This is a genomic window from Flavobacterium ajazii (assembly GCF_010614725.1).
Taxonomy (GTDB): domain Bacteria; phylum Bacteroidota; class Bacteroidia; order Flavobacteriales; family Flavobacteriaceae; genus Flavobacterium; species Flavobacterium ajazii.
Genome location: NZ_JAAEHL010000009.1, coordinates 47,208 through 73,605, shown reverse-complemented (window position 1 = coordinate 73,605; position 26,398 = coordinate 47,208). Strand labels below are relative to the sequence as shown.

The window sequence follows — 26,398 nt, the reverse complement described above, 5'->3', positions numbered from 1 at the left end:
ATGAAAAAATATATTTTACTAACAGTTATAATGCTGGCTACTGTTTTTCATTCTTGTGTGGATGATTTAAACGTAGTCTCAGAAGATGATGATGTACTTTCATCTGATGTATTGTTCTCTACTCCGGAGGGATACAGACAAGCCGCTGCAGGAGTTTATGGAAATCTTACCCTGACAGGAGTTATAGGGCCTAATGATTCTTCATTAGAAGGTGTCGATGCAGGAACAAGCCAGTTTACAAGATGTTTGCTCTATATGCAGGAATTAACAACAGACGAATTGGTATGGAGTTATGAGAATGACGGGGGAACTGCAGAGTTACAACGAAATATCTGGACAGCTGCCAACCCTGTAATTTTAGGAATGTTTAGCCGTACCATGGTATCTGTATCCTATGCTAATGAATTTTTACGTCAGAGTACTCCGGAAAAATTAAGTTCCAGAAAAATTACAGATGCTGCAACATTGGCTGAAATTGAACTTTACAGAAATGAAGTACGTGTTTTAAGAGCTTATGCCTACTATAATATGATGGATTTGTTTGGAAAAGCACCAATGTATACTGAAAACGATCCTGTCAATTTTAGAGGACCTCAATATGACAGAAAGCAATTGTTTGATTTTATTGAGAGCGAATTAAAAGCTGTTTTACCAAATTTAAAACCGGCAAGAACCAATGTTTACGGAAGATTAGACCAGTCTATGGCACGTATGATTCTGGCAAAAATATATCTGAACGCTCAGGTATACATTCAGGCAAACCGTTTTAATGACTGTATTACAATGTGTAACGAAATTATTGCCAGCGGTTATACTCTGAAACCTAAATATCTGGAAAACTTTATGGCAGATAATAATACCTCTGAGGAACTTATTTTCGGAATTCAGTCTGATGGTGAAGTATCTCAAAACTGGGGTGCTACAACGGTTTTAACCAATGGCCAGATTGGAGCATGGGAAAACAATGCTGCCGATTTTGGAGTGGGCGGATGGACCGGAGCACTTCGTATCAGAAAAGAATTTGCACAAAAATTTGATGGTGCCAAATTTGTTCAGGATGACAGAAATACTATTGGAACAGGTGTTGCCGGAGATCCGACAAAACAAAGAACAATTGATATTGCTGATATTGGTGTAAAAACTCAGGGATACATTTTATCTAAATTCTCGAATAAAACTTCAGCAGGAGTAAACGGATCCAGTTCAACTTATGCAGATACTGATTTTCCATTATTCAGATTAGCCGATGTTTATCTGATGTATGCAGAAGCGACTTTAAGAGGCGGAAATGGTACACCAGCTCAGGCACTTGAATATGTAAATGATTTAAGAGAAAGAGCCAATAGCGGTTCTACTGTTGGAAATATCACTTCAATCGATCTGACTCTTGACTTTTTAATTGATGAAAGAGCACGTGAACTGCACTGGGAAGCGCACAGAAGACAGGATTTGATTCGTTTTGGAAAATATACCGGCGGAACGTACAACTGGGCATGGAAAGGAAATGCGGCAAAAGGAATTTCGATTCCGGCTTACAGAAGTGTTTTCCCTATCCCGGAAGGATCATTGGGAGCTAACAAAAACTTAACTCAAAATACAGGTTACTAAAAATATCTTTTGAACAATCTAAACGATAATAAAATGAAAAATATATATAAAATATTCATCGCAATTGTAATGCTTACAGGCTTATGGTCTTGTGAAAACGAAGAGAATTTAATGATTTTAGAACCTCAGGAGGCTGCTTTTGCCATCATTACCCCGGAGGCCGGTTCTTCTACAATCCTTAATAAAGAAACCCCAAACAATACTGCACTGACAGTAACATGGGAAAAGGTAAGTTACGGAGCGCCAACAATTATCACTTATGCTTTACAATTTGCTAAAGCCGATACTGAATTTGCTGTACCGGTAGATATTTCTTCTTCAACTTCTACACACGCAACGGTAAGTGTTGCAGAATTAAATGCAAAAGCATTAGAACTTGGATTGGAAGCCGGTGTTGAAGGAACTATTGAAATGAGAATTAAATCAACAGTAGGAACAACGGGTTCAGAGCCAAAGTTCTCAGATGTCATTACAATTGTAGTCACTCCTTACGAAGGTGTTACGCCTGCGGTAGATTTATACCTAATTGGCCCTGGAACAGCAGCAGGATGGAGCGTTACAGACAACCTTATGCCAATTTTTAGAGATCCAAGAGAGAATGCAAAACATTATTATACAGGTTATTTAAACAAAGATGGTTTCAAATTAATCGAACAAATTGGCTTCTGGGCACCAATGTATGGTACTAATGGAGATAAAGTGCAGTACAGAGCGACTGAAGGTGATGCTGATCCGGCTGTTTTTCCTACAACAGCTGCGGGTTATTATTCTTTTGAAATAAACCTTGAAAGTCTGACCTATACTATTGCCCCTTACACAGGATCTACAGCTACCAATAGCGAGATTAGTTATTCCGGAGACGTAATACCTGGCGGTGATGGCTGGTCAAAGAATATTGCTTTGACACAATCAACATTTGATCCTCATATCTGGAAAGTTTCTGCTCAAACCCTAAACGCAGGAAAAATGAAGTTTCACACTAGTGGATGGGCTAAAGAATGGGGAGATAACGGGGGAGATATCATCGTTGAAGCAGGTAAATACGATATTTGGCTGAACGATTTAGATGGAAGATATATGTTCATCAAAGTTCAGTAATTACAGAATTTATAATAAGCCTCAAACTGAGATTTTGAGGCTTATTATTCAACTTTATTTTTTGAAAAAAGAAGAGAAATAAATTCAAAACAACGTATACATTTTAATCATTATAATGTTGATTATGACAAAATATATAAAATCAATTGGATTACTTGTTCTGGCAGTAATTCAGTTTTCATGTTCAAATAACGACAGTTCAGATACTCCGGCTGTAGATCCGCCTGCTGCAGATGACACTTTCATCAGGGCTTCGGATGTTTCGTACCTTCCAGAAATGGAAGCTGTCGGAACTAAATTTTACAACAACGGCAAAGTAGAAGACATGCTTACAACCCTTAGAAATGCAGGTTGTAATACGGTTAGGGTGCGTTTATGGAAAAACCCGGCATTCGGATATTCCGGTTTTGAAGAAGTGAAAAATTTCGCTAAAAGAATAAAACGATCCGGTCTTAGAGTTTGGTTAACCGTTCATTATTCTGATCACTGGGCAGATCCGGGAGTTCAGACTACTCCTGAAGAATGGAAAGACTTATCTTTTGAAGAATTAAAAAAAGCTGTAACTGATTATACAGAGGACATTATAGAAGAAATAAATCCTGATATTATTCAGATTGGAAACGAAATCAACAGCGGATTACTTTGGCCTCAGGGAAATCTAATCGACAATGAGCAGCAGTGTATCGCTATCTTAAGTGCTGCAAGTGCAACTGTTCGCGCTAAAGCACCTGATACCAAAATCATGATTCATTATGCAGGTGTAAACGCTGGGGGAACCGACTGGTTCTTCAACAAAATGAAAACTATTGATTACGATTATATCGGATTATCATACTATCCTGTATGGCACGGAAAAGATGTTAATCAGATAAAAACGACTATTGATGCCTTAGGAAAAAAATACAGTAAAAGAGTCCTGATTGCCGAAACTGCTTACCCGTTTACACTTTCTTATAATGACTTTACCAATAATATAGTAGGTGAAGCTTCTCAGTTAATTTCAGACTATCCTGCAACTCCTGCGGGACAAAAAGCTTTTGTAATGGCAGTTCGGGCTCAGGTAAAAGCATCAGAATACGGACAAGGTTTTGCTTATTGGGGCGGAGAATGGGTTGCTTTTAAAGGAACGCAGTCAAAAAGCGGTTCTACTTTTGAAAACCAGGCTTTGTATAGTTTCGATAATAATGCTTTGTCTGTAATGCAGGCTTTTGCAAAAGAATAAAACATGAAAAAACATTTTAAAATTATCCCTTTTTTGCTTGTCATTGCTGTTGTCTTTACTTCTTGCAAATCAAAAATGATAAGTGAAACAGGCTCTTTCTCAAAAGGAGCCGATGTGGGATGGCTGCCACAGATGGAAGCTACCGGTTATAAGTTTTATGATGCAGACGGTTCTGAAAAAGACTGTCTGCAATTATTAAAAGACAGAGGAATCAATACCATCCGTTTGCGTGTCTGGGTAAATCCAAATGATGATAAAGCGAGCGGGCACTGCAGTCCGGAGGAAACGGTTGTCATGGCAGTTCGCGCTCAAAATATGGGAATGCGTATCATGATCGATTTTCATTACAGTGATTCATGGGCAGATCCCGGCAAACAAAATAAACCGGCAGCCTGGGCAAAACATTCTTTTCCTGAATTGCTGAATGATGTTTATGCGCATACGTATGATGTGCTGAAATTGTTAAAAAAAGCAGGAGTTACACCGGAATGGGTTCAGGTTGGAAATGAAATTCCGGGTGGAATGCTTTGGCCGGAAGGTCATACAGACAACTTTGCTCAACTGGCACAATTGCTGAATAAAGGATATGAGGCTACAAAAGCTATCGATTCAAAAATCAAAGTTATTGTACATTTGGACGAAGGAAACAAAAACGAAAAATTCAGATGGTTTTTTGATAAAGCAACGGAACTGAATGTAAAATACGATGTAATTGGTCTTTCATATTACCCGTTTTGGTTAAAAACAGATTATAAAGAAAACATTGCCGATTTAGAAAACAATCTAAAAGACATGGCTTCCCGTTATAATAAAGAAGTGATGGTAGTCGAAGTAGGCGGTGATTATACATTGGAACAAAACACAAAAGAAATGCTTGAGGCTACTATAAAAGCTGTAAAAAGCGTTCCTGATAATAAAGGGTTAGGTGTTATTTACTGGGAGCCTCAGGGCGCGAAAAGCTGGAGTCAGTATCAGCTAAATGCCTGGCTGGATAACGGAAAACCGTCACCTGCACTGGATGCTTTCAAATAATTAAATACTAAATTTTACCATTAAGGTATTAAGTTAATTAAGTCAAGCTTTGTCAAGTTAATTAAGCTTAGCTTAGTTAACCTGATTTTTAATGACAAAAGAAATCCAAGTCTTAATTAACTTAATACCTTAATGGTGAAAAAAATTAAAACAGAATGAAACTATTCTTTAAATCAACATTATTCTTATTTCTGCTTTTTTCGTACGGAAAAATGATGTCACAGTCCACTACTGTTGTTTTAAAAGACAACTGGAGTTTTTCTAAAGAGGTAAAAGAAGATGCTTCTGCCGTAAATTTTGATGTCTCGAAGTGGGAGAAAGTCAGTGTACCCCACGATTGGGCTATTTATGGACCTTTTGATAAAAAATGGGATCTTCAGACCGGTATCATTGAACAAAACGGTGAAAAAGAAGCGACTGAAAAAACAGGTCGTACCGGGGCACTTCCGCACATTGGAACGGGATGGTATCGTAATACATTTTCTATTCCGGAGTTTAAAAAAGGAAAGAAAGCAATTCTTGTTTTTGAAGGCGCCATGAGCGAACCTCAGGTTTATTTAAATGGAAAAAAAGTGGGGCAATGGGGGTATGGATACAGCTATTTTTATATTGATATAACTAATGATCTTCTTGTTGGTGCAGAAAATGTACTGGCAGTCAAATTAACCAATGAACCATTTTCTTCAAGATGGTATCCCGGAGCAGGTCTTTACAGAAAAGTGAGCATTGTAGTGAATGAGGAGGAACGTTTTGCACAATGGGGTACATTTATTACCACTCCTGACATGAAAGGGAATAACGCCGTTGTTGATATCAAAGCGGAGTTTCATGGCAGTAATGTTTCAATGGTAACTCAAATAAAAGATGCTGCTAATAAGGTAATAGCAACACAAAAAAGCATAGTAACTAAGGATGGGAAATTCCATCAGACAATGGAAGTTTCCCAACCTCATTTATGGAGTCCCGAAACTCCTTATTTGTATACAGCGGTGACCAAATTATATGCAGCCAACGGAACGTTAAAAGACGAACAAAACATAAAGTTTGGGATACGATTTATAAAATACGAACCTAAGACAGGATTTAGCCTTAATGGTAAAGTGACAAAATTTAAAGGAGTTTGTCTTCATCATGATTTAGGCCCTCTTGGTGCAGCTATAAATAAAGCGGCACTTCGAAGACAACTTACGATTCTAAAAGATTTAGGATGTAACGCAATCAGAAGTTCTCACAATATGCCTTCTTTTGAACAGCTTGAACTGGCTGACGAAATGGGATTTATGTTCCTGGCAGAAAGTTTTGATGAATGGGCAAAGCCAAAAGTTGAAAATGGTTACCATCGTTTTTTTAATGAATATGCGGAAAAAGATATTGTAAATTTGGTAAGAGCTACACGAAATCATCCGTGTATTGTAATGTGGAGTTCCGGAAATGAAGTTCCGGATCAATGGGGAGCTGAAGGAGTAAAACGTGCCAGATGGCTGCAGGACATTTTTCATCGTGAAGATCCTACAAGACCTGTGACTGTTGGTATGGATCAGGTAAAAGCAACTATGGAATCTGGTTTCGGAGCTTTGCTGGATATTCCCGGATTAAATTACAGAGTTCATCTTTATGAAGAAGCATATAAAACATTTCCACAAGGATTTATATTAGGCTCAGAAACGGCGTCGACAGTAAGTTCAAGAGGAATTTATAAATTTCCGGTTGTTCAGGGAAAAAACAAAACATATGATGATTTTCAAAGTTCTTCTTATGATCTTGAAGCCTGCAGCTGGTCTAATGTCCCTGATGAAGATTTTGTATTGCAGGATGATAAACCGTGGGTTATTGGTGAATTTGTCTGGACCGGTTTTGATTATTTAGGAGAGCCTACACCTTATGATGAAAAATGGCCTTCAAGAAGTTCTTATTTTGGAATTTCAGATTTGGCGGGACTTCCTAAAGACCGTTTTTATCTTTACAGAAGCAGATGGAATAAGGAGGATAAAACACTTCATATTCTGCCACACTGGAACTGGAAAGGAAGAGAAGGAGAGATCACTCCGGTTTTCGTTTACACCAATTACGACAGTGCAGAGCTTTTTGTAAACGGAAAAAGTATGGGCGTGCAGAAGAAAAACAATTCAACTCCGCAAAACCGTTATCGTTTAATGTGGAATGATGTGAAGTATGAGCCGGGAACAGTAAAAGTAGTAGCCTTTGATTCTAATGGAAAAATAGCTGCCAAAAGTGAGGTTAAAACGGCCGGAGACCCGTATAAAATTGTACTCAATGCAGATCGTAAAACAATCAAAGCAGATGGCGAGGATATCTCTTTTGTAACGGTTTCGGTTGTAGATAAAAACGGAATTCCATGTCCTGTAGCCGATAATGAACTGCAGTTTAAAGTAACCGGTGCCGGAACTTACAGAGCTGCATGTAATGGCGATGCTACATCGTTAGAAATATTCCATCAGGATCATATGAAGCTTTTCAGCGGTAAACTGGTGGTTTTGGTAAAAGCAATTGAAACTCCGGGTGCAATCCAGTTGGAAGTAACGGGGAAAGGACTTGAGACAGGTAAAATTAGTTTGAAGTCAAAACGTTAATAATTAGAATTTTGTAATTAAGAAAAATGATTTTCTTTTTCAAAATTACAGGTAAAATATACTTTTGAATAGAAAAAAGAGGTGGCAGCCTCTTTTTTTTTATGCGTCTATTTCTGGGGGCAGGACCCTATTCTTTGATATAATTTTAATTGACTGGCATGCTCTGAAAAATTTGTTCATCAGATGCCTTTTGCATAATTTTACAAGCTTATTCCAAAAGTATCTCGAAGAAAAAACTGAACTGACGCAAGCAGAATCAGAGCGTATTCAATCATTTGCTATTATTAAAAAACTTCGTAAAAGACAATATCTGCTTCAGGAAGGAGATGTCTGGAAGTACGATGCTTTTATAACTCAAGGTTGTGTTAGAACTTATACGGTTGATGAAAAAGGAGGGGAACATGTAAACAGCTTCAGTATCGAAAATTGGTGGACAGGTGACCGCGAGAGTTTAATGATGCAGCAGCCGTCGCGTTTTAATATCGATGCTATTGAAGATACCGAGCTTGTACTTTTTACCCATGAAAATTTTGAATTGTTGTGTAGAGAAATTCCAGCTTTCAATAATATGGTAAATAACATTCTACAAAGAAGTTTTATAGCCGCTCAAAATCGAATTCAAGCCTCATTAACTTTAACAGCAGAAGAAAAGTATTTGAACTTTGTAAATAAATATCCTGGCTTTGCTTCAAGGATTCCTCAAACTATGATTGCCTCATATCTGGGCATGACGCCAGAAACACTAAGCCGTATTCGTAAACAAACGGCAAAAAAATAAATATATCAGGAGCTTTAAAAGCTCCTTTTTTTATGCCTTCTTCAAACTCTTGATCTAGATCAAGTTTTTACTTATTTCTAATCAATGTACAGGTTTTGCATTCGACGCAACTTTGTAATGTTCAAAAGAAATAAACATTATAAACATTTAAAAATTAGAAATCATGTCAAAAACAATTTTCATTACAGGAACAAGTACAGGCTTTGGAAAATTAACAGCTGTAACATTAGCTAATGCGGGCCATTCAGTAATTGCAGGAATGCGCAACACAAATGATAAAAATGCCGCTGCAGCTAAAGAACTGGGAGCAATAGAAAACATTGAAGTAGTAGATATCGATATTACAGATGATGTATCAGTTAGTCAGGCAATTGAAAAAGTATTAATTAAATACGGAAAAATTGATGTTCTAATCAATAATGCAGCGGTAAGTGGTTTTGGTCTGCTTGAAGGTTATTCAATTGACCAGGTTCGTAAAATGTTTGATGTAAATGTTTACAGCGTGCTCCGTATGTATCAGGCGGTGCTTCCTTCTATGAGAAAAGAAAGAAACGGACTTGTGATTAACATTACAACCGGAGCAAGCGGACACACTCTTCCTTTTATGGTTCCGTATATCGCCTCAAAACTTGTAGTTGAAAGTTTTACAGAAGGACTACAGGATGAATTGGCGGATTACGGAATTGAAAACGTAAGTATTCAGCCGGGAGTTTACCCAACAGAAATGAATAACGGATCGAAAGCCGGTATTCATGCTGATAAAACAGCAATTATAGAAGAATACGGAGAAGCAGCAACAGCAAAATTTAACGCTTTAGGAACAGCATTATTCGGTAAAATGGCACAGTTTGATATGAACCCACAGACTATTGCTGATGGTATTTTAGAATTAGTAAGCATGAAAAAAGGGGAGAGACCGCTTCGTTTTCCACTTGATGCTATTGCTCAGGGAACTGACAAAGAATTTATAGAAGCGCGTGCTACTATTAAAGCAAAATGGGTAGCAGCTTATACGAATTAAATAACAATAACAATAACAATATCAAATATCAATATATACAATCATGAAAACAACTTATAAAAAATCAAATAAAAAAGTAAAGGCTTCAGCAGCAGCAATGTTTAATTTATTAATACTCTTTTCGGCTTCAGAAAAAACAGTTGCGCAAAATAATGTTGGGATAGTTGGAATCGATCATGTCGGCATTAATGTTCCAAATCTCAATGAAGCGGTTATATTTTTTAGCGATGTACTTGGTTTTACACCTGTTACACAATTAGGACCAATTCCGCTTGACGCTGACTGGAAAAAATTAAATCATATTAATCCTAATACTGGAGCCGTTACGATCAAAATGATTAATGCAGGTAACGGTGCCAGTATTGAAGTGTTTGAATATGCAGATAATAAAGGGAACAAAACGCATCCGAATACGGATGATATTGGAGCATCTCATATTGCTTTTTATGTAAACGATATTAATGCATCTGTGCAGTATTTAAAAAGTAAAAGTGTAAAAATACTGGGAGAACCTTTTACAATGCCATCGGGAGATACGGCTGGAGAAACCTGGGTTTATTTTGAAACACCATGGGGTTCTAAAATGGAATTGGTTTCTTACCCAAACGGAAAAGGATATGAAAACAACCATCCCAAAACTGTATTATGGTCACCAAAAAATGCAGCAGTGGAAAAAGTATCTGCCGATGATTTCGATTCTAAAAAGAATACGGAAATAGTTGAAAAGCATCTTAAAATCTGGAATGAAAAAGATGAGGTAAAACGTAAAGCTTTATTAAATCAAGTTTATGCTACTGATGTAGAAATGGTAGACCGTCATTTTATTGCTGAAGGAATTGAAGATATCAGCAAGTTTATTGTGGAGCTTCAGACTAAAAAACCTGATTTTAGATTTACTTCCAAATCAGTAGAAACCAATCATAATATCGTTCGATTGTACTGGCAGTTTGGTTCAAAAGCAAAACCGGCTGTTGTAAGCGGAATGGATTTGTTTGTAATTGAAAATGGTAAGGTTCAGAAATTGTATGTTTTCGTTGAAAAAGAATAACTTTCGATTCATTTCAGAAATTCTAAAAAGCCGGAAAGTAATTTCTGGCTTTTTAACTTCTATTAAATGGTTTTTAAAATACCTCCATTAGCTCTTAGAGAAGCTATCACTAATTTCCTTTGATAATTCCTCTTTCTGAATTTCTGATAAAATTAATAATTTTATCCCTCTCAATTGTTTCCTTAAAATTGTTTTCTATAAAGTCTAAAGCCAGAGAGGTATTTCGCTTTTGCTGGAAGATTATTTTATAAATTTCCTTAATCTCGTTAAGTTTAGATTGTTCGAAGCCTTTCCGTTTTAATCCAACAGCATTTATTCCGGAATAACTCAGAGGTTCTTTCGCAGCCATTATATATGGAGGAATGTCTTTAATTATTCTGCTTAGTCCGGTTACCATAGAATGTTCTCCAATTCTTGTAAACTGATGTATGCCGGTCAGTCCGCTGATATTGACAAAATCTTCTATGATGACTTCTCCGGCAATTCCTACATTAAAACCAATTATGCAGTTATTACCTATTGAGCAATCATGTCCAATATGTGTATTGGCCATAATCAAATTTTGATTTCCGATTTTTGTAACTTTCTTTGAATTGGTTCCCTTATTAATTGTTACATATTCCCGGATAATATTATAATTGCCAATTTCCAATGTTGTGTATTCTCCTTTGTATTTTAAATCCTGAGGAATTCCAGATAAAATTGCTCCGGAATGAATAAAACAATTTTTTCCTATTCGGGTACCGTTTAACAACGAAACATTATTTGCTATAATTGTATTGTCTCCGATTATGACATCATCTTCAATTGTGGAATAATTTCCAATTGATACGTTTTCCCCTATTTGGGATTTGGTGCTAATTTTTGCGTTTTCTGAAATCATACTACAGTTTTAATTATGCAAATTTCAGTCAACCCAAAAATATATTTATTGATATAAAGTCAATAAATTTCAGCCCTGATTCTGCTCAATGTTTCCTGACTTACATGTAAGAGCGAGGCGATGTTTTTTTGCTTAGATCTTTGAATTATTAAAGGAAAATTTTCAAGTATGTACTTATATTTTTTTTGGGCGGCATAGCATCTAAAACAAAATGAAATTCATCGAATGCAGCCAAAGAGCATCTTAAAAAATTGAGATGAAATTGGATAAATAATGGATGTTTTAGTAATTCCTGCTCTTTCTCTCTGGTTAAATAATAAACGACTGTATCCTGATCTGCCTGTAAATACTCAAATGATGGTTTTTGGCTAAAATAACTTGCCAATGATGTTACCCAATGGTTATCATGATAAATCCACTTAGTTGTTTCTTCGCCATCAATTATATAAAACCTTCTGATTAATCCTGTTTTTATGAAAAAGATTTTAGAGCAGAATTCTCCTTCCTTAAGTAAATATTCATTCTTTTTGAATAAATGCTCTTCGAAGCTATTCTTTATAGCATTTATCGTTGCATCATCTAATTGCTGAAAACGATTTATAAATTGAATAAGTTCTGTCATTGTTTAAATATTTGTTTCTAAAGTGTGGTTACTACACTGAGTGTGGGGACTAAACTAAGGCTTTTTCGTTAAACAACTGCATTGAAAAAAAATATAGTTCCTCCTCAGATATGAACACCAGAGGAAGCTAATTTAAGCTAATGATTTCTTTTACCACAAAAAAATGCACGTTTACCTCAATTTATTGTCGGAGTTCCTGAATATACATAGTATTGCAATTATGACTTTAAAAGAATATTATAGGGACAGCAGTTTATCATGCTAAAAACCGCTATTCCTATTTTATTCACATTTTGATTTTTTTTAGACGCATTTTTTGCAATTACTAATTTATTAATACCCAATATTATGAAGACAAATAGATATTTCTATCTCTGTTTAGGCATTTTAGCTCTATCCTGTTCAAAAGACAACGATAGTAATGATGACGAAACCAGCGTTACGACAAATAACCCTGTTACAATTAGTGCAACTGTTGCAAAGGGAACAGCAGAAGGATCTTCGGAGACCGGAGCAAACGAGGAGGATATACTGGCCAATTCAACGTTTGCTTCTACGGTAAAAATAACATTTAGCGGTACAAGTGCAACGATAGAAAATGCGGTAACGGGTGTAACAGTTACCACTTCCGGTGCAGATGTTATAGTGACCTCTACTGTTGCGGGAGTAGCTTATGAAGTAACCGGCACCACAACAGACGGAATGCTTAAAATTTACAGTGATAAAAAATATAAGCTCACACTGAATGGCGTTTCTATCAAAAACAATGATGGACCGGCGGTCAATATTCAGTCAGGCAAGAGGGCTTTTATTGTACTGAGCGGGACAAACACATTAGAAGATGGAGCAACTTATGCTGCTTCAACAGAAGACCAAAAAGGAACTTTTTTTAGTGAGGGACAGCTTATTTTTTCAGGCAGTGGAACCATTACTATTGTTGGTAACAACAAACATGGTATTGCAGCTGATGACTATGTGCGTGTACAAAGCGGTACGATTAACATTACCAAAGCTGCTTCTGATGGAATCCATACAAACGATGCGGTTTATATCGATGGTGGTAACCTGAATATTATTGCGTCCAGTGACGGAATCGAAGCTGAAGAGGGGCATATTATTATCAATGGCGGAACAATAACTGCAACTGTGGCTGATGACGGAATAGTTGCTTCATACGATACAGATGATACAATCGATCCTTATGTGGTTATCAATGGAGGTACTATTACAATTACTACAACAGGTGAAGGCGGCGAAGGAATAGAGAGTAAAAGTACCCTGACCATCAATGACGGTACTATTTATGTCAAGGCTATAGATGACGCCATCAATGCCGGAGATGCGATTTATATCAACGGTGGAACTATCGTGGCGTACAGTACGACAAATGATGGTATCGATTCGAATGGAACACTGACTGTAACCGGAGGAAAAGTATTTGCTATTGGAGCTAAAAGCCCGGAAGAAGGTTTTGACTGTGATAATAATACATTCAAAATTACAGGCGGACTGCTGATTGGCGCCGGAGGAGCAACCAGCTCGCCAACTGCCAGCGTATCTACCCAGGCTTCTGCTATTTTGGGGAGCGGAAATGCAGGAACCATATTTAGTGTATTAGATAGTGACAATGCAGAGGTGATGACGTTTAAATCTCCTGTGAGTTTTACAACATTACTATTATCCGGCAGTAAATTCAGCTCTGGTAAAACCTATAAATTGGTTACGGTTTCTACGGTGACCAGCGCTTCAGATTTTAACGGATTGTATCTGGGAGGAACATTTAGTAATCCTACAGTATCGTCAAGTTTTACATTGACATCGATGGTGACAAAAATAGGAGGGAGCACCGGCCCAAGGTAATTTAATAATTTTTGAATATAGTAAGAACAAGTCTGTGCCTTATTGGGTACAGACTTGTTTTGTTTATAAAGGTTCTTGTATTTGAATACATAAGAGTATAGATTTATTGAAGAATAGTTTTATAGAAAAAATATGGACGTCTTCGGTCTTCAATAAAGCAGTTCAGAATTGATAAAAATTTAGAGGCTAAAAAATGCTTGATGAACAATGCATAAAATCTTTGCTTTAGATTTAGTAAAAGGATTCGTTTCAAAGTTGTTTCAGATTGTTACAATTAGCTATGCAGGAGTTATAAAATTATTGTTTAATTTAAGCTTTATGTCAAATTACGAAAATTACTGATGAAACTTTACATCTTCATTCTTTTAAAACTGCTTTTAGACTACCTATTTCAAACAGACTAAGGATTCTTTCTATAAAAAACGAACCATAAATATTAGATTGTAAAAATCTGATAAATAGATTTTATAAGTGTAAAAAAGAGACAACTATTATATAGCTGCCTCCAAGTGTCTATGGAACAAATTACAAATCATTTTATGAATGATTTAAAAAAACAACCTCACTTTCAAGTTAACTTTGTAAGACGATTATTTTGATAAAATGCTTTTTATGAGTTTAATAAGTTCATCAGATTTTGATATGAACGGACTATGCCCAGAATTTACCGTATAAGTATTTGTAATTCCTGCTTCTTGTGCCATTTTCTGCTGAAAACTATAAGTAATAGTATTATCTCCAGTTGTAAAGATGTAATACTTTTTCCCGCCAGCATTATAATTTTCTGTTTTATAATTTAATGGTGTTCCAAGCGGAATTGTTGGCTCTGCTTTATAACGAGCTACAAGAAACTGTTTTTGAACATCAGTTGCATCCTGAGCAAATATTTTTGGAAGATTCACTTCTGGATTTACAATTCCGGCTAAAGTTTGATCTTCGGATAATTGTAATGACGCTGGCAAAAGTGAGGCAGTATCCATTTGTGAATAATCTAAAACACTTTTTCCGTTTTGCGGAATAAAACCTGCGACATAAACCAGTTTTTTGATTTTTTGAGGAACTTCTGCAGCAGTCTGAGTAATTACAGCTCCTCCCAAACTATGACCAATTAAAATTACAGGTTCGTTGTATGAATTGACCGCTTTTTTTACTTCATCAACATAGGCCTGAAAAGAAACCTGATAGGCAGGAGTAGTATCGTCTCCGTGTCCTGGTAATTTTACAACCGTAACAGGATAACCGGCAGTTTTTAAGTCTTTTTCGGTTTGATCCCATACGTATGATGCCTGCCATGCGCCATGCACTAATACAACGGGAGATTTTTTGGCAACATTATCATCGTTTGAACATGAAGCACTTGCTATGGAAGTAAACAATAGCAAGAAAAGTTTTGATATTGATTTTAAGGGAGTTTGAGAATTCATTTTCAATTTTTTCATTGTTTTATATTTATTGTTGTTTTTATTAAAATTTGGATGTCTTTTATTCATTATGGAAGTACATCAAAACCATTTAAAACGGTTGCAAGCAAAGTGTAAGCGCCAACCAAAAAGATAAGTTCGGCAACTCCATCTTGCCCTAAAATTTCTTTGGCTAGATTATAAGAAGAGTCGGGAACAATTCTGCCTTTGGCTAAAACAGTAGCAATTTCATATGCTATAGCTTCTTCCTGATTTAATTCGTTTGGACGAATTCCTGATGCTAGTGAAGAAACAGCTTCGGCAGAAAAGCCAAAATGTCTGGCCATGATTTCGTGAGCATAGAGTTCAAAACGAGCGCCAAACGCAGCACCAACAGTTAGAATAGCCACTTCTCGCACTTTTTTAGAAAGTGTTGCATGATTGTCTAATGAACGGACAAAGCTTAAAGCAGGAACTCCAAATTGCGGAAAGCCAAGCATGGGAGGAAATGGGCCCGTTAAAGCGCCTTCGTTATTCAGCATCGAAACCGGACTCTGGCTTGTCGTGATAAGTTTTACCACTTCGTCGTGCACATAACGCACTTCGGTATTCATTGTTTCTGGAATTATAGGATTTACTCGCATGATAGTAGTTATTAGATTTAGCGAAGATTTTCTTCAAATTGTCCGTCAATCAAAATGAAGACTACGCGACAAACTTTTCCTGATCGATTGCTCCAGGCATGATTAGTGCCTCGTTGTACAATAATATCTCCTGCTTTTGCTGTTGTTTCGCCTTCGTCCACAATCAAAGTTAGTTCGCCTTCGAGAACAATTCCGTAATCAATAGTTTCGGTTTTATGCATTAAAGGATGGGGTGCGTTTCCACCAGCTTTTGAAGCGTGTTCTCCGCTCATGGTTTTAAAATGTTCAAAAGCTTGTTCTTTTGTAAGGTTCCGAATTTCATCATTTTCTGGCGGAAAATCGATAACTCGTATTCTTGTTCCTTGTTTTGGAGGCCCAAGAATAAGTCCATTTTCTTCTGGATCTGTAGATATGCTGTCTATTATAGCAGGAGTTTGTTTCGTATTCCAAACCTCATGAAATTTGGCTCCATTTGGGCCGCCAATCATAAAAGTTTTCGTTGGAACTTCATCAGAAACTATAATAGCTTTTCCTTCTGTATTATGTCCCGTTACGATGCGTCTGAATGTTGTGTTTGTTTCCATGGTTATCGAGATTTAGATTTTATTTTTTCTGAATACAAATACACCTAAATAGTGAAAAAGAACTCCAACTGCCCAAGCAGATGTTGACCAAAGTGGCCAAGGATAAGTAGTATCTGTTAAATACCAAATAAGAAAGATTATGGGAGTTGCTAATAAGAAAACAAGAAAGTGAATTTTGAATCCTAATTTTGGATTGTGTGCTTTAGTGTCGATGTTGAATTTAGTTTTCATGATTAAGTTTTTTAAATGATTAGTAATAGAATATTTTTTATTGAAATGTTTTTAATGGTTTGATTATCAATTTATTTACATGACAAAGGTAGAGCGGGTATTTGACGAACATCGTTGACTTTGGTTAAGAACGAATCTTTTAGATTTAAAAAGAAAGCATTTTGTATTTAGCAGAATAAAATCTAATTTTAGAGAAGTTATTTCTCTTAACTTTCTGCTATGGATACACTTAAAAATGTTATAACATCATTTGTTCCTATGTCTGATGAAGAGTATAATTTGATGCTTCCCATAATCGAAAGGAGAGAAGTGCCAAAAGATACCGACCTTTTACAGCAGGGAGAAATCTGTCGTCATATATACTTTATAGAGAGTGGTTTTTTCAGAATGTTTTATGTGGATTATAAGGGAAACGAAATCAATTGCAGGTTTGCAAAACCAAATGATTTTCTGGTAGATTTCGCTAGTTTCATTACGCAAAGAACAGCTCAATACTATTGCAGAGCGATGGAAGGTTCGAAAGTAATTGCTTTAGAATATGAACAAGTAGAAAACTTATACCATAGTTCTCCAAATTGGTCAAAATTTGGAAGATTAATTGCTGAATATGCTTATTTGATTATTATCGAAAGAGAAGAAATGCTGCATTTTCAAACTCCCGAAGAACGTTACAAAACCATTCTAAAAAAAGAACCTTATCTTTTTCAGATGGTATCGCAAAACCAGCTTTCATCTTATATAGGTATAAAACCTGAATCTCTAAGCAGACTTCGTAAACGAATGATCGGTAAGTGATTCATTAAAATAAAATATAACGGAAGACAAAATTTATCTTCCGTTATATTTTATTCAGCAGTAATGTAACAGAATTAATTCTTCTTAACTAACCAGTTTTCAACTGCTTTCGAAAAATTAGCTACATCAATTGGGTGTCTGCTTGTTATAATGTTGGCGTCAATTACCACAGGTTGATCGGATACAATTCCGCCTGCATTTTTAAGATCGATTTGAATGTTCCAGTATCCCGTCAGTTTTCTTCCTTTTAAGATATCGGCCGAAGCCAATACAACTGGTGCATGACAAATAGCAGCGATCAATTTTCCAGATTTATTAAAATCCTGAATAAATTTGATAACGTCTTTGTCGTAACGAAGATTATCAGGATTCCATGCGCCACCCGGAATAAAAACGGCATCATAATCACTCACTTTAATCTGATCTGCAGTGCGGTCAAATTTTATCCATCCAACAGGCTGTAAATACTGAATCGCCATAACGTGTGTTTTTGCCATTTCTGGACTGCTTAATCCGTATCTTGCTGGAGCAGGATTGTATTTTGGTGATACAATATCGACCTGTGCGCCCAATTCTCTAAAATACCAGACTGGACCTGTTAATTCTATTTCTTCAAAACCATCTGCTGCAAGAACTGCTATTTTTTTGCCTTTTAAAACGGTTTTGTCTTTTACAGGATCAAAAAAGAAAGCTCTTAATGCTTCGTTCCCAGGTGCATTTAAAAGTGAAGAAACAGGCATTACAGAAACATGAGACGGTGTTGTTAATTGGTTGATCACATCTAATTTATGATCAATATCTTGTGCTTGTGCATCTGTTAATGCTGCTGCACTTAATAAACTTGCTGTCATAATTTGTCTTAATTTTTTCATGATTTTTTATTTTAACTATTACTACTGATTTTCTTTTATTCCCTTGTCATCGGAGCAAGTTCTATGAGATTATGCAGTCCGTTTTGAAAAGGAGGTTTCTTGATACTGGTTTCTAAATATTCGATTACGGGTTTGATAGGAGGAAAGTTGAGATGATATTGAAAGGCATCATTACTTCTGAATTTCTCATAGGTTACAAATTGAGTTTCATCTCCTTCAATTTCGGAAAGCTGGTACGTTACTACCCCAGGCTCATTGCGAAATTGCGGCATCGCGATATGATACGTGTCTTTAAAATACTGCTCGGTTCCTTTTTTCCCGTCAACAAAAAGCATAATCACAAGCTGATGGTCTTCTTTTTTAGAAGTTTTTCGCCATTGCTCTTTAGTAAGAGGTTCCAGATCTTTTACATAATAGATTTTAGGTGCTGTTTTTAATGACTTTTCGGTTAAAGCTTGTAGTGCTTTTGCCTGAGTTTTTTTACTGAAATTCTCCAATTGACTTTTTCCATTCCATCTTTCGATCAGCCACAAAATATTGGGTTTTTCTTGTTGGTAAAAAGCTTCTGCCATGATATTATATTTGAATGAAAGAGAAGCTATTACATAATCTTTCAATGCTTTTTTAAATGGCTCCGAAACATTCTCTGGCACTTCATACATTGTTAATTTTGCAATGGTTTCAGAAGTCATTAATTGCTCTAAAAGTGCTTCGCCAACTGCTTTTGCCGATTGCGGATTTTGCCCTGTAACCAAGCGTTGGTCGACCGTTACGTGCTCTTGCCATAAACCTGATTTTTCAAAAAATCCTCCTCTTTCTATTAATTTGGATTCTAATAAAAAAGGCGAGGCTTTGTCTAGTTTTACAGCCGTTTCTTCTTCATTTGTAAAAGCATTGATTTTTTTGCCGTCAACAAGATATTTATCATCAAGCTTAATATTTAAAAGCCCTGCAGAACCGTGAGACACCGCACTGATAAATCCGTTGTTTTCATATATTTTCGAAGCGATTGCAGTAAGCTGTTTATTGTTTGGCAAATCCCATAAAGCGCCATGTCCGCCTGCATAATGTATCGCGGCATAATCTTTTGGATTGATGCTGTCTGGTTTCAGCGTGTTTTCTATTTTTTGTCTGTATGCTGTGTTGAGCCAAAATTTTTTGTTTATCAAATCGCTTAAATTAAATCCTTCTATGGGAGCTTTGCCTCCTTTCGGACTAACAAAATCAATTTCATAGCCAGCGCTTGTTAATACATCCCACGGATGCGTCACTTCAGAAAAATAAAAACCTGTTTTTTCTCCTGTATTTCCCTTTTTTTCATGATTGGTTACCACGAACAAAATTTTCTTTTTCATGCTGTCAGATTTTTTAGCTTTAACACTGGCTGTAATAGTCATAAAAGCACAGAGTGCGACTATCAAAACTTTTTGAGCGATTGAATTATATTGTATTGTTTTCATATTTTCTCGGTTTAAATTTTCGGTTATCTCTTAGACAAATTTCCATCTTGCATATTCGTTAGAAGTTGATTGAACTCACTTTAAAAGTGTGATTACAATCACGTTAATTTTAAAACAAGACAAAAGTATATCGGTCATTCTTTCCAAATCATTGACTTTGGTTAAGAATGAATTTTTTTAATTGTGAATTGTGAAATGTGAAATTGATTAACTTCTTGACAATTTTATTCAACATAGCCCAAGGTTTCAACCTTAAGAACGCAAAGAGGGGTGATTATTGCTGCATCCCAATGGTTGAAACCATTGGTTATGTTGTATTAGTTATTGAGATAAAGTCTGCTCAGCGTTTCCCGACATACTCCGAGATATTCTGCAATATATTTTTTTGGTATTTTCTGAAGAATGCTTGGATAATAACTCGCAAACTTCTCATAACGCTCTTTTGGATTGTCTGATAACAAGGAAATAATTCTTTTTTGCTGAGAAGAGTAGAGAAGGGTTAATTTCATTCTAAAAAAATGCTCCATTTTATGAAGTTCAGAAGCCAGTTTTTCTCTTGCATAAAGTGTCAGACATAATATTTCGGCATCTTCCATGCATACGATATTTATATTCGATTCAGCTTGGTTGAAGTAGGCATTATAATCTGAAATCCACCAGTTTTTTATAGCAAACTGGAGAATATGCTCTTTACCATCTTTATTAATGTAAAATGCTCTTAGCGTACCTTTTATAATCCAATATTCGCATTGTACTTTGTCTCCGCTTTGAATTAAGTACTGATGCTTTTTTATTTTCTTTTTGGTAAAGAAAGTTTTGATATAAGCAAACTCTTCATCACTTATAGGAGTAATTTCTTCAATATGATTTCGCAGCTGATCCATAGACAATACATCATTTGGGTGAATAAGTATTTAGATATAAATATGCTGCCGAAAAAGACCAAGAACATGCCAATAATTTTATGTGGAAGAAAAAAGAACAGAAATAGTATCTCACCTGTTGTTACTGCTATTTCTTTTTGTTTTTGATTTTTAAATAATAGAAAATCAAAACATTATATTTCTACGAAAATTTTGGAGAAGCAGAAAAATACCTCCTAAAAAAGTGGAGTATTTAAAATAGATTTCTAGTTTGTATAGTCTTCTTTTTTAATGGCCAATTTGTTTATTTTAGATTCTAAAGTCGTAGGCTTGATATTTAATATAGAAGCTGCGCCGGAAGTTCCGCGTATTCTGCCGTTTACTTTTTTTAGAATGGAAATTATGTAGTCACGTTCGATTTGCTGTTGGGCGTTTTTTACATCTCCTAAAGTCTGAACATTTTCTGTTTTGGATATTTCTGAAATTCCGGAAGAATTCAGTTTAAGTTCTAATTCTGTTTTTCCATTATTGAGTATGACCGATCTTTCGATAAAGTTTTCTAATTCACGAATATTTCCCGGCCAGTCATAGTCATTCATCTGCTGAATCATTTTTGGAGTTATCCCGTTAAAATTTTTATTGAATTCCCTGCAGAATTTATCTGCAAAATAATCGGCCAATTCCGGAATATCAGTTTTGCGAGCTCTTAATGGAGGCATAGTGATAGGAAAAACATTAAGTCTATAGTAAAGATCCATTCTGAAATTGCCCAAAGCAACTTCTTTTTCTAGATTTCGGTTTGTTGCTGCAACAATTCGTATATCTACTTTTCGGGCCGTATTTCCTCCAACAGAATCTATTTCTTTTTCCTGTAAAACTCTTAATAACCTAATCTGCATTTCATTAGATAATTCTCCGATTTCGTCCAAAAAAATGGTTCCGCTATCGGCCAGTTCAAATTTTCCTTTTCTGCTTTCAACAGCGCCTGTAAAAGCACCTTTTTCATAACCAAATAATTCAGATTCTATTAAAGTGGGGGATATCGCAGCGCAGTTCACTTTTACAAAAGGACCATTTTTTCGTTTTGAAAGGTCATGTATAGACTGAGCCGCTTTTTCCTTTCCGGTTCCGCTTTCTCCCAGTATTAAAACCGATGTGCTGTATGGAGCAACCTGTGTAATAAGGTCGAGAGCATCTAATAAAAGAGGATGCTTCCCAATAATAGAGTTAAATTGATAAGAAACAGTTTCTTTAGAATTATCTTTATAGTTATATTTCAAGTGTTTCTGCTGATCGGTAACTTGAACAATAAGATTTGTAATTTCCTTTTTAGCATTCGTTAGCAAATCAAGATGGTTTTGCGAATAATTGTTTTTCTTTTTACTGCAGAAGATATATTGAACCTTTAATCCGTTATTCAGTAAAAAAGGAAATACGAGAAATGATTCTGCTTTAAAATGATTTTTTAGAAAAGACAAATTTGGATTAATATGTTCCAGGTCATTTTCATAAATAACAGCTTCATTTTCCAGATAATTAATTTCGGTAAAAAAAGAATTGTTTTTTGAATTGGTAATGTTGTTTAATTCTTTTTCACTTATATATTGATATTCATCAAAACCTATACGCATATAAGCAGTGCTTTTGCATGTTTTTTGATTTTGCTGTTTCATTTCAAATACAATCAAATCGTATGGAATAAAGGCTTGTAACTCACGAGCCGTTTCCTGAAGAAATTCTTCGCATTTAAGAGTTTGCTTTTTAATTGCTTTTAACTTGTTCTGTAAAAGCTCTTCTTGTTTCAAACGAGATTCGATGCTGTTTTTATGCCTGTAAGAAGCTATTTCTAAAGTAATAAGCAAATCTTTTTCTCTGAATGGTTTTACAAGAAATCCGTAAGGATCTGTTTTTTTTGCTTCTTCAAGTATTTTTTGATTGGAATTTGCAGAAAGATAAACAAAGGCAATGTTTTCTGCTTTTAATTTTTTTGCCAGATCAATTCCTGATTGTTTTCCTTCTAAATGAATATCCAGCAATACGAGATCGGGTTTGTTTTTTGCAATATTTTCGCAGGCATCTTCTGCAGAAACAGCAATTTCGGTTACAATATAGCCAGCTTGTTTTAATATTAGCCGTAAGTCATTTGCGACTATAAATTCATCTTCTACAATTAATACTTTGCTGCTCATCGTAAATCAGATATTTTGAGGCATAAATTTAATTATTATATGTACGCCGTTATTATTTTCGATGCTAAAACTGCCTTTTAGTTGTTTTGCAAGGCCTTTTATAAGACTAAGCCCCAAAGAATTAGTATCTGTTTTATTGTCAAAATCAGGTAAACCTATTCCGTTATCAGATATTTTAAGGATCAAATCATTAGCTTCCTTATATAAACTGATTTCAATAATTCCTTTTTGGTTTTCTAAAAAAGCATATTTTATGGCATTTACGACACTTTCCGTAATTATTAACCCCAATGGAATTGCCTGCGAAACATCCAGATCTATTGCTTCGATATCTTTTTTGAAAATTATTTGATTTTCATTGTCAAAACTTTCATGTAAATAATCTACAAGTTCGTTAACATATTCGGGCATTGCAATTATAGAAACATTTTCATCCAGATAAAGTTTTTGGTGTATCATTGACATAGCCTGCATTCTGCGAAGACTGTCTTTAAGTGCCATTTTAGCTTCATTATCTTTTAAGTATAATGATTGTGAGTTGAGCAGACTGGTAACCATCTGGAGATTGTTTTTTACTCTATGATGTACTTCTTTCACCAGCCATTCTTTTTCTTTTAGAAGTTTATCTTGTTTTGTATTTAGATTTTCCAGATAGAAATTTTTCTGGTCAAGCTCTTTTTTATTAGCTTCCAGCTTACGATTAGTCCTTTGTTTGATGAGATAACGATTATAAAGTAACCCGACTATAATTAGCAGCAATATTGCTATTGCTAGTGTAATATTTCTTAATTTTTTAGTTTCTTCAATTCTGATATATTGTAATTGATTTTGCTTGTTAAGTAGTTCGATATCTTTTTGTTTTTTAGCGGTTTCAAACTGAACTTGTAATTCTGCTATCTGCCAATTTTTGGTTTCATTAAACATGGAATCTTTTAATTGTTGATGCTTAAGTAAATGTTTAATGGCAGAATTAAAATTCTTCAAACCTGAATAGGCATTAAAAAACATGAGATGAATATCTTTAGTAAAAGATAGCTTATTAGTTGTTTCTGAATAATCTAACGCTTTTTGTAGATATGGTAACGCTTTGTCATATTGTCGTTTATTTATAAAATACTCACCAATTTCTGAATCGATATTTGCGGTTATTTCATTTCCTTGTTCCATTTCTCCTGACAATTTTATTAGTTCAAGATAATATTTTTCAGCCTTTTTGCCCTGCTGCATCGAGTGGTAACAATAGGCGAGGGAACTAATAAGGCATGCTTTAGAATAAATTCCAACAGGTTTGTATTTAGCTTTTATGTCAAGAATATAGGATAGTGCTTCTTTATCTTTTTTTAGATTTATAAGTTCTTTTGCAAAAAGTCTTGCTTCTCTGAATTTGTATAAATTATCAGTACTTTTAAAGTGTTGGTTATCAAAAATCTTTAAATACCATTCTATACTTTTGTCAGGCTGACCGAGTTCTTTATACATATGGGCAAGGCGGCTGTAGAAAGTAAGGGCAGAGGTTGAATCATTTGCTGCTTCCATGCTTTCTATTGCTTTTAAACCATAAGAAATACATTTACCGGAATCACCTTTGTAACGATAGGTAACAGACAACAAATCATAAATATAATGAAGATCTTTATAAGCTATTGATTTATACAGATCAAGTACCTGCAATAATTCTGTTTCAGCAAGATCAGGTTTACCGCTCACCAAATGTATATCAGCGATAGTTTTTAAAACCCATGCTTGTCTTTCTATATTACCGCTCTTTTTATAAAGAGCAAACATGTTTTCAAAACAATTCAATTTAGTTAATCCCGTTTTTTCGCGTATTGGTATCAGTGTGGCAAGTTCATGCCATAAAAGAGCTGTTTTTTCTTCGTTGCCGGGAAGATCTACTTCATTGATAGTTTTTAGGTATTGCTTTTTACTTTGCTGAAAGCCTTCTGTAATAAATAAACACATTGCTTTTACATGCATTCTTTCTGCTTGCAGTCTTGAATTGGCCTGAATTTCAGTAATTTTATTTGATTGCTCCAGATAATACAGAGAATTTTTTAAATCTTTTGGAGATCTGTCTAAATGAAAAAGATAATGCCGTCCTAAGATAACCAGCATAGAAAAACGGGTCGAATCTTTTAACGTTCCTAATAGATTTACAGCAGATGGTATTTGATCTTTTCGGATATAAGTATCACCTATTAATAAATTTGCCTGATTTTTTCCATATTCATATTTCAATTTATTGCTAAGAAAAAGAGCTTTCTTCGCAAAATAGGAAGCACTGTCCATTTGTGTTGTGGGGCTGCCGGTTTTGTAAAGGTAATATTCACGATAAAGATAATAGTGACTCAATTTCAATAAAATATTCACACGGCTTGTATCTGCAGTACTTTTCTGGAGCTGTGACATTAATGTTTTTTGCCTATTCCACATTTTTTGAGAAAATGCGAATGAAGGTATAATTAACATAATTACAGCGATAGTAATAAAGAAATTGTTCTTGGCAGGCATAATAAATTTTTCATTTTTAGCAAAAATTATTACTACTGTACATATGTTTACATAATGTTAGATGGACAAGGTAAGATGTCCCGGATAGGCAAACAAAAATAAGAGTAAAGTTAAAATATATTTTTCTTTCTAAGCATATAAGTATTTGTTTGCTTATCCAAATAGATATACAAACAAAAAAAGGAATTAAAAGTTAAGATAATTTTATCCTTTGTTGTTCTATTATTTTTGTTCGCTATTTAGTTAATTTCTCCTAGTTTCTTTTCTAAATCCATACTTAATAAAGTAAAAGATGTTGCAGATTATAATCTGCAACAAAGTGAAATGATATAAGCTTTCGAACTCTGCTTATAAGCGTTAAATTTATTGTGCAAAAAAACAACCTGTAAATTGGTGTGTGAAAACAATATCCAGCCTTCTGAGAGCCTGAAGTTTTAGCAATAATTAATTAATGATATAAATTGAATCATCAAGGAAGTAATTATTAATCATATTTAATTGAATTAATATATGTCTCTACCTAAAGAATTACATAGTTCAAAATTTGAGCAGTATATGGAGTCTATCAAAATAATGTATCTAATTGATGACAGGTTTAAAATGATCTGTGATCAATATTGTGTCAGTAAAATGAAGGCAGAAAGAAACAAGCAAAAAAGCGAAAAATATTTATGTCAGCAGCTGGAAAACGAAAACCTGTCGCAGGAATTAGAAGAGGAGATTTTATTTTACATTATTAAGAATATATAATGCTATTAGTTTACGATGCGGAAAAACAGGATTGTTATTCAAAAATAGATATAAAAACAGGCATATTGTTTAAATGCTCTAAATTTCGGTTTCATTTTATAATTTGAAACACATTTTTTTTAAAGATTGTTTTCACATTTTATTATGACCTACTTTTAGTTTTTTGTTAATTCTCTTACTTTTTATCAAAGACGGATGTGGTCAAACGCATTTGTACTTTTTTGTTTTTTTGTGTCGGATTGCAAATCGGATTTACAGGGTTTCTTGTTTTATTGAAAATCTAAACACTGGAGAGAAACAATAAACAGGGTTACATTTAATTGTCTCTTTTGAATT

General features: G+C 34.9%; 22 protein-coding genes. 11 read left to right on the top strand and 11 right to left on the bottom strand.

Annotation, left to right across the window (positions count from 1 at the left end):
• The 8 genes from GWR14_RS16585 to GWR14_RS16550 all read left to right on the top strand — a co-directional run bounded on the left by GWR14_RS16585 (nucleotide 1) and on the right by GWR14_RS16550 (nucleotide 10,398).
• On the top strand, nucleotides 1–1,608 hold the full coding sequence (locus GWR14_RS16585; protein ID WP_163410197.1) for a RagB/SusD family nutrient uptake outer membrane protein: 1,608 nt from the start codon (nucleotides 1–3) through the stop codon (nucleotides 1,606–1,608).
• Nucleotides 1,609–1,641: 33 nt separating this feature from the next.
• Nucleotides 1,642–2,706: a SusE domain-containing protein gene (locus GWR14_RS16580; protein ID WP_163410196.1), complete on the top strand. Its 1,065-nt coding sequence runs from the start codon at nucleotides 1,642–1,644 to the stop codon at nucleotides 2,704–2,706.
• Nucleotides 2,707–2,830: 124 nt separating this feature from the next.
• A complete protein-coding gene (locus GWR14_RS16575; RefSeq protein WP_246236335.1) occupies nucleotides 2,831–3,928 on the top strand; it encodes a glycoside hydrolase family 53 protein in 1,098 nt (365 codons plus the stop codon).
• Nucleotides 3,929–4,003: 75 nt separating this feature from the next.
• Nucleotides 4,004–4,960: a glycoside hydrolase family 53 protein gene (locus tag GWR14_RS16570; protein WP_246236334.1), complete on the top strand. Its 957-nt coding sequence runs from the start codon at nucleotides 4,004–4,006 to the stop codon at nucleotides 4,958–4,960.
• 155 nt (nucleotides 4,961–5,115) lie between these two features.
• Nucleotides 5,116–7,551 (top strand): DUF4982 domain-containing protein, encoded by a 2,436-nt coding sequence (locus tag GWR14_RS16565; RefSeq protein WP_163410194.1) that lies wholly within the window; start codon nucleotides 5,116–5,118, stop codon nucleotides 7,549–7,551.
• A 172-nt stretch (nucleotides 7,552–7,723) separates the two neighbouring features.
• Nucleotides 7,724–8,329, top strand: coding sequence for a Crp/Fnr family transcriptional regulator (locus GWR14_RS16560; protein WP_246236333.1), 606 nt, complete (start codon nucleotides 7,724–7,726; stop codon nucleotides 8,327–8,329).
• A gap of 163 nt (nucleotides 8,330–8,492) precedes the next feature.
• On the top strand, nucleotides 8,493–9,350 hold the full coding sequence (locus GWR14_RS16555; RefSeq protein WP_163410193.1) for an SDR family oxidoreductase: 858 nt from the start codon (nucleotides 8,493–8,495) through the stop codon (nucleotides 9,348–9,350).
• A 43-nt stretch (nucleotides 9,351–9,393) separates the two neighbouring features.
• Nucleotides 9,394–10,398, top strand: coding sequence for a VOC family protein (locus tag GWR14_RS16550; protein ID WP_163410192.1), 1,005 nt, complete (start codon nucleotides 9,394–9,396; stop codon nucleotides 10,396–10,398).
• A gap of 109 nt (nucleotides 10,399–10,507) precedes the next feature.
• Here GWR14_RS16550 and lpxA read toward each other — a convergent pair whose 3' ends face one another.
• Both lpxA and GWR14_RS16540 read right to left on the bottom strand, forming a co-directional pair.
• Nucleotides 10,508–11,281, bottom strand: a complete 774-nt coding sequence (lpxA, locus tag GWR14_RS16545; RefSeq protein ID WP_163410191.1) for an acyl-ACP--UDP-N-acetylglucosamine O-acyltransferase — start codon at nucleotides 11,279–11,281, stop codon at nucleotides 10,508–10,510.
• A 148-nt stretch (nucleotides 11,282–11,429) separates the two neighbouring features.
• Complete coding sequence (locus GWR14_RS16540; RefSeq protein ID WP_163410190.1) at nucleotides 11,430–11,903, bottom strand: Crp/Fnr family transcriptional regulator; 474 nt, start codon at nucleotides 11,901–11,903, stop codon at nucleotides 11,430–11,432.
• Nucleotides 11,904–12,251: 348 nt separating this feature from the next.
• Here GWR14_RS16540 and GWR14_RS16535 point away from each other — a divergent pair, with 348 nt between their 5' ends.
• Nucleotides 12,252–13,763, top strand: coding sequence for a carbohydrate-binding domain-containing protein (locus GWR14_RS16535; RefSeq protein WP_163410189.1), 1,512 nt, complete (start codon nucleotides 12,252–12,254; stop codon nucleotides 13,761–13,763).
• Nucleotides 13,764–14,353: 590 nt separating this feature from the next.
• Here GWR14_RS16535 and GWR14_RS16530 read toward each other — a convergent pair.
• From GWR14_RS16530 to GWR14_RS16515, 4 genes are read right to left on the bottom strand one after another with little or no spacing between them, the layout of a single operon-like run.
• Nucleotides 14,354–15,202, bottom strand: coding sequence for an alpha/beta hydrolase (locus tag GWR14_RS16530; RefSeq protein WP_163410188.1), 849 nt, complete (start codon nucleotides 15,200–15,202; stop codon nucleotides 14,354–14,356).
• Between the two features lie 50 nt (nucleotides 15,203–15,252).
• Nucleotides 15,253–15,807: a carboxymuconolactone decarboxylase family protein gene (locus GWR14_RS16525; RefSeq protein WP_163410187.1), complete on the bottom strand. Its 555-nt coding sequence runs from the start codon at nucleotides 15,805–15,807 to the stop codon at nucleotides 15,253–15,255.
• A gap of 17 nt (nucleotides 15,808–15,824) precedes the next feature.
• A complete protein-coding gene (locus tag GWR14_RS16520; RefSeq protein ID WP_163410186.1) occupies nucleotides 15,825–16,391 on the bottom strand; it encodes a cupin domain-containing protein in 567 nt (188 codons plus the stop codon).
• Between the two features lie 12 nt (nucleotides 16,392–16,403).
• The gene (locus GWR14_RS16515) at nucleotides 16,404–16,622 is read right to left on the bottom strand and encodes a 2TM domain-containing protein (protein WP_163410185.1); all 219 of its coding nucleotides are present in this window, start codon (nucleotides 16,620–16,622) and stop codon (nucleotides 16,404–16,406) included.
• A 219-nt stretch (nucleotides 16,623–16,841) separates the two neighbouring features.
• Between GWR14_RS16515 and GWR14_RS16510 the strand changes: the two genes are divergently transcribed.
• Complete coding sequence (locus GWR14_RS16510) at nucleotides 16,842–17,417, top strand: Crp/Fnr family transcriptional regulator (protein ID WP_163410184.1); 576 nt, start codon at nucleotides 16,842–16,844, stop codon at nucleotides 17,415–17,417.
• Between the two features lie 74 nt (nucleotides 17,418–17,491).
• Here GWR14_RS16510 and GWR14_RS16505 read toward each other — a convergent pair whose 3' ends face one another.
• From GWR14_RS16505 to GWR14_RS16485, 5 genes are all read right to left on the bottom strand, one after another.
• Nucleotides 17,492–18,289: a DJ-1/PfpI/YhbO family deglycase/protease gene (locus tag GWR14_RS16505; RefSeq protein WP_163410183.1), complete on the bottom strand. Its 798-nt coding sequence runs from the start codon at nucleotides 18,287–18,289 to the stop codon at nucleotides 17,492–17,494.
• A 35-nt stretch (nucleotides 18,290–18,324) separates the two neighbouring features.
• Entirely contained in the window at nucleotides 18,325–19,749 is a 1,425-nt protein-coding gene (locus GWR14_RS16500; RefSeq protein ID WP_163410182.1) for an antibiotic biosynthesis monooxygenase, read from the bottom strand.
• Nucleotides 19,750–20,066: 317 nt separating this feature from the next.
• Nucleotides 20,067–20,633 carry a Crp/Fnr family transcriptional regulator gene (locus GWR14_RS16495; RefSeq protein WP_163410181.1) on the bottom strand — a complete coding sequence of 189 codons (567 nt, stop codon included), beginning with the start codon at nucleotides 20,631–20,633 and terminating at the stop codon, nucleotides 20,067–20,069.
• A 245-nt stretch (nucleotides 20,634–20,878) separates the two neighbouring features.
• The gene (locus GWR14_RS16490) at nucleotides 20,879–22,801 is read right to left on the bottom strand and encodes a sigma 54-interacting response regulator (RefSeq protein WP_163410180.1); all 1,923 of its coding nucleotides are present in this window, start codon (nucleotides 22,799–22,801) and stop codon (nucleotides 20,879–20,881) included.
• Nucleotides 22,802–22,807: 6 nt separating this feature from the next.
• Complete coding sequence (locus GWR14_RS16485; RefSeq protein ID WP_163410179.1) at nucleotides 22,808–25,234, bottom strand: sensor histidine kinase; 2,427 nt, start codon at nucleotides 25,232–25,234, stop codon at nucleotides 22,808–22,810.
• Nucleotides 25,235–25,867: 633 nt separating this feature from the next.
• On the opposite strand from GWR14_RS16485, the gene GWR14_RS16480 reads away from it, so the two are divergent.
• Nucleotides 25,868–26,062 carry a hypothetical protein gene (locus GWR14_RS16480; protein WP_246236332.1) on the top strand — a complete coding sequence of 65 codons (195 nt, stop codon included), beginning with the start codon at nucleotides 25,868–25,870 and terminating at the stop codon, nucleotides 26,060–26,062.
• Nucleotides 26,063–26,398 lie beyond the last annotated feature (336 nt).

Excerpts from the sequence above, each read along its gene's own strand:
- GWR14_RS16575 (WP_246236335.1), top strand. The coding sequence starts at position 2,831 with ATGACAAAATATATAAAATCAATTGGATTACTTGTTCTGGCAGTAATT.
- GWR14_RS16530 (WP_163410188.1), bottom strand. The coding sequence starts at position 15,202 with ATGAAAAAATTGAAAATGAATTCTCAAACTCCCTTAAAATCAATATCA.
- GWR14_RS16540 (WP_163410190.1), bottom strand. The coding sequence starts at position 11,903 with ATGACAGAACTTATTCAATTTATAAATCGTTTTCAGCAATTAGATGAT.
- GWR14_RS16480 (WP_246236332.1), top strand. The coding sequence starts at position 25,868 with ATGGAGTCTATCAAAATAATGTATCTAATTGATGACAGGTTTAAAATG.
- GWR14_RS16555 (WP_163410193.1), top strand. The coding sequence starts at position 8,493 with ATGTCAAAAACAATTTTCATTACAGGAACAAGTACAGGCTTTGGAAAA.
- GWR14_RS16495 (WP_163410181.1), bottom strand. The coding sequence starts at position 20,633 with ATGGATCAGCTGCGAAATCATATTGAAGAAATTACTCCTATAAGTGAT.
- GWR14_RS16505 (WP_163410183.1), bottom strand. The coding sequence starts at position 18,289 with ATGAAAAAATTAAGACAAATTATGACAGCAAGTTTATTAAGTGCAGCA.
- GWR14_RS16525 (WP_163410187.1), bottom strand. The coding sequence starts at position 15,807 with ATGCGAGTAAATCCTATAATTCCAGAAACAATGAATACCGAAGTGCGT.
- GWR14_RS16535 (WP_163410189.1), top strand. The coding sequence starts at position 12,252 with ATGAAGACAAATAGATATTTCTATCTCTGTTTAGGCATTTTAGCTCTA.
- GWR14_RS16550 (WP_163410192.1), top strand. The coding sequence starts at position 9,394 with ATGAAAACAACTTATAAAAAATCAAATAAAAAAGTAAAGGCTTCAGCA.
- GWR14_RS16515 (WP_163410185.1), bottom strand. The coding sequence starts at position 16,622 with ATGAAAACTAAATTCAACATCGACACTAAAGCACACAATCCAAAATTA.
- GWR14_RS16565 (WP_163410194.1), top strand. The coding sequence starts at position 5,116 with ATGAAACTATTCTTTAAATCAACATTATTCTTATTTCTGCTTTTTTCG.
- GWR14_RS16500 (WP_163410182.1), bottom strand. The coding sequence starts at position 19,749 with ATGAAAACAATACAATATAATTCAATCGCTCAAAAAGTTTTGATAGTC.
- GWR14_RS16490 (WP_163410180.1), bottom strand. The coding sequence starts at position 22,801 with ATGAGCAGCAAAGTATTAATTGTAGAAGATGAATTTATAGTCGCAAAT.
- GWR14_RS16485 (WP_163410179.1), bottom strand. The coding sequence starts at position 25,234 with ATGTGGAATAGGCAAAAAACATTAATGTCACAGCTCCAGAAAAGTACT.
- GWR14_RS16585 (WP_163410197.1), top strand. The coding sequence starts at position 1 with ATGAAAAAATATATTTTACTAACAGTTATAATGCTGGCTACTGTTTTT.
- lpxA (WP_163410191.1), bottom strand. The coding sequence starts at position 11,281 with ATGATTTCAGAAAACGCAAAAATTAGCACCAAATCCCAAATAGGGGAA.
- GWR14_RS16520 (WP_163410186.1), bottom strand. The coding sequence starts at position 16,391 with ATGGAAACAAACACAACATTCAGACGCATCGTAACGGGACATAATACA.
- GWR14_RS16510 (WP_163410184.1), top strand. The coding sequence starts at position 16,842 with ATGGATACACTTAAAAATGTTATAACATCATTTGTTCCTATGTCTGAT.
- GWR14_RS16570 (WP_246236334.1), top strand. The coding sequence starts at position 4,004 with ATGATAAGTGAAACAGGCTCTTTCTCAAAAGGAGCCGATGTGGGATGG.
- GWR14_RS16580 (WP_163410196.1), top strand. The coding sequence starts at position 1,642 with ATGAAAAATATATATAAAATATTCATCGCAATTGTAATGCTTACAGGC.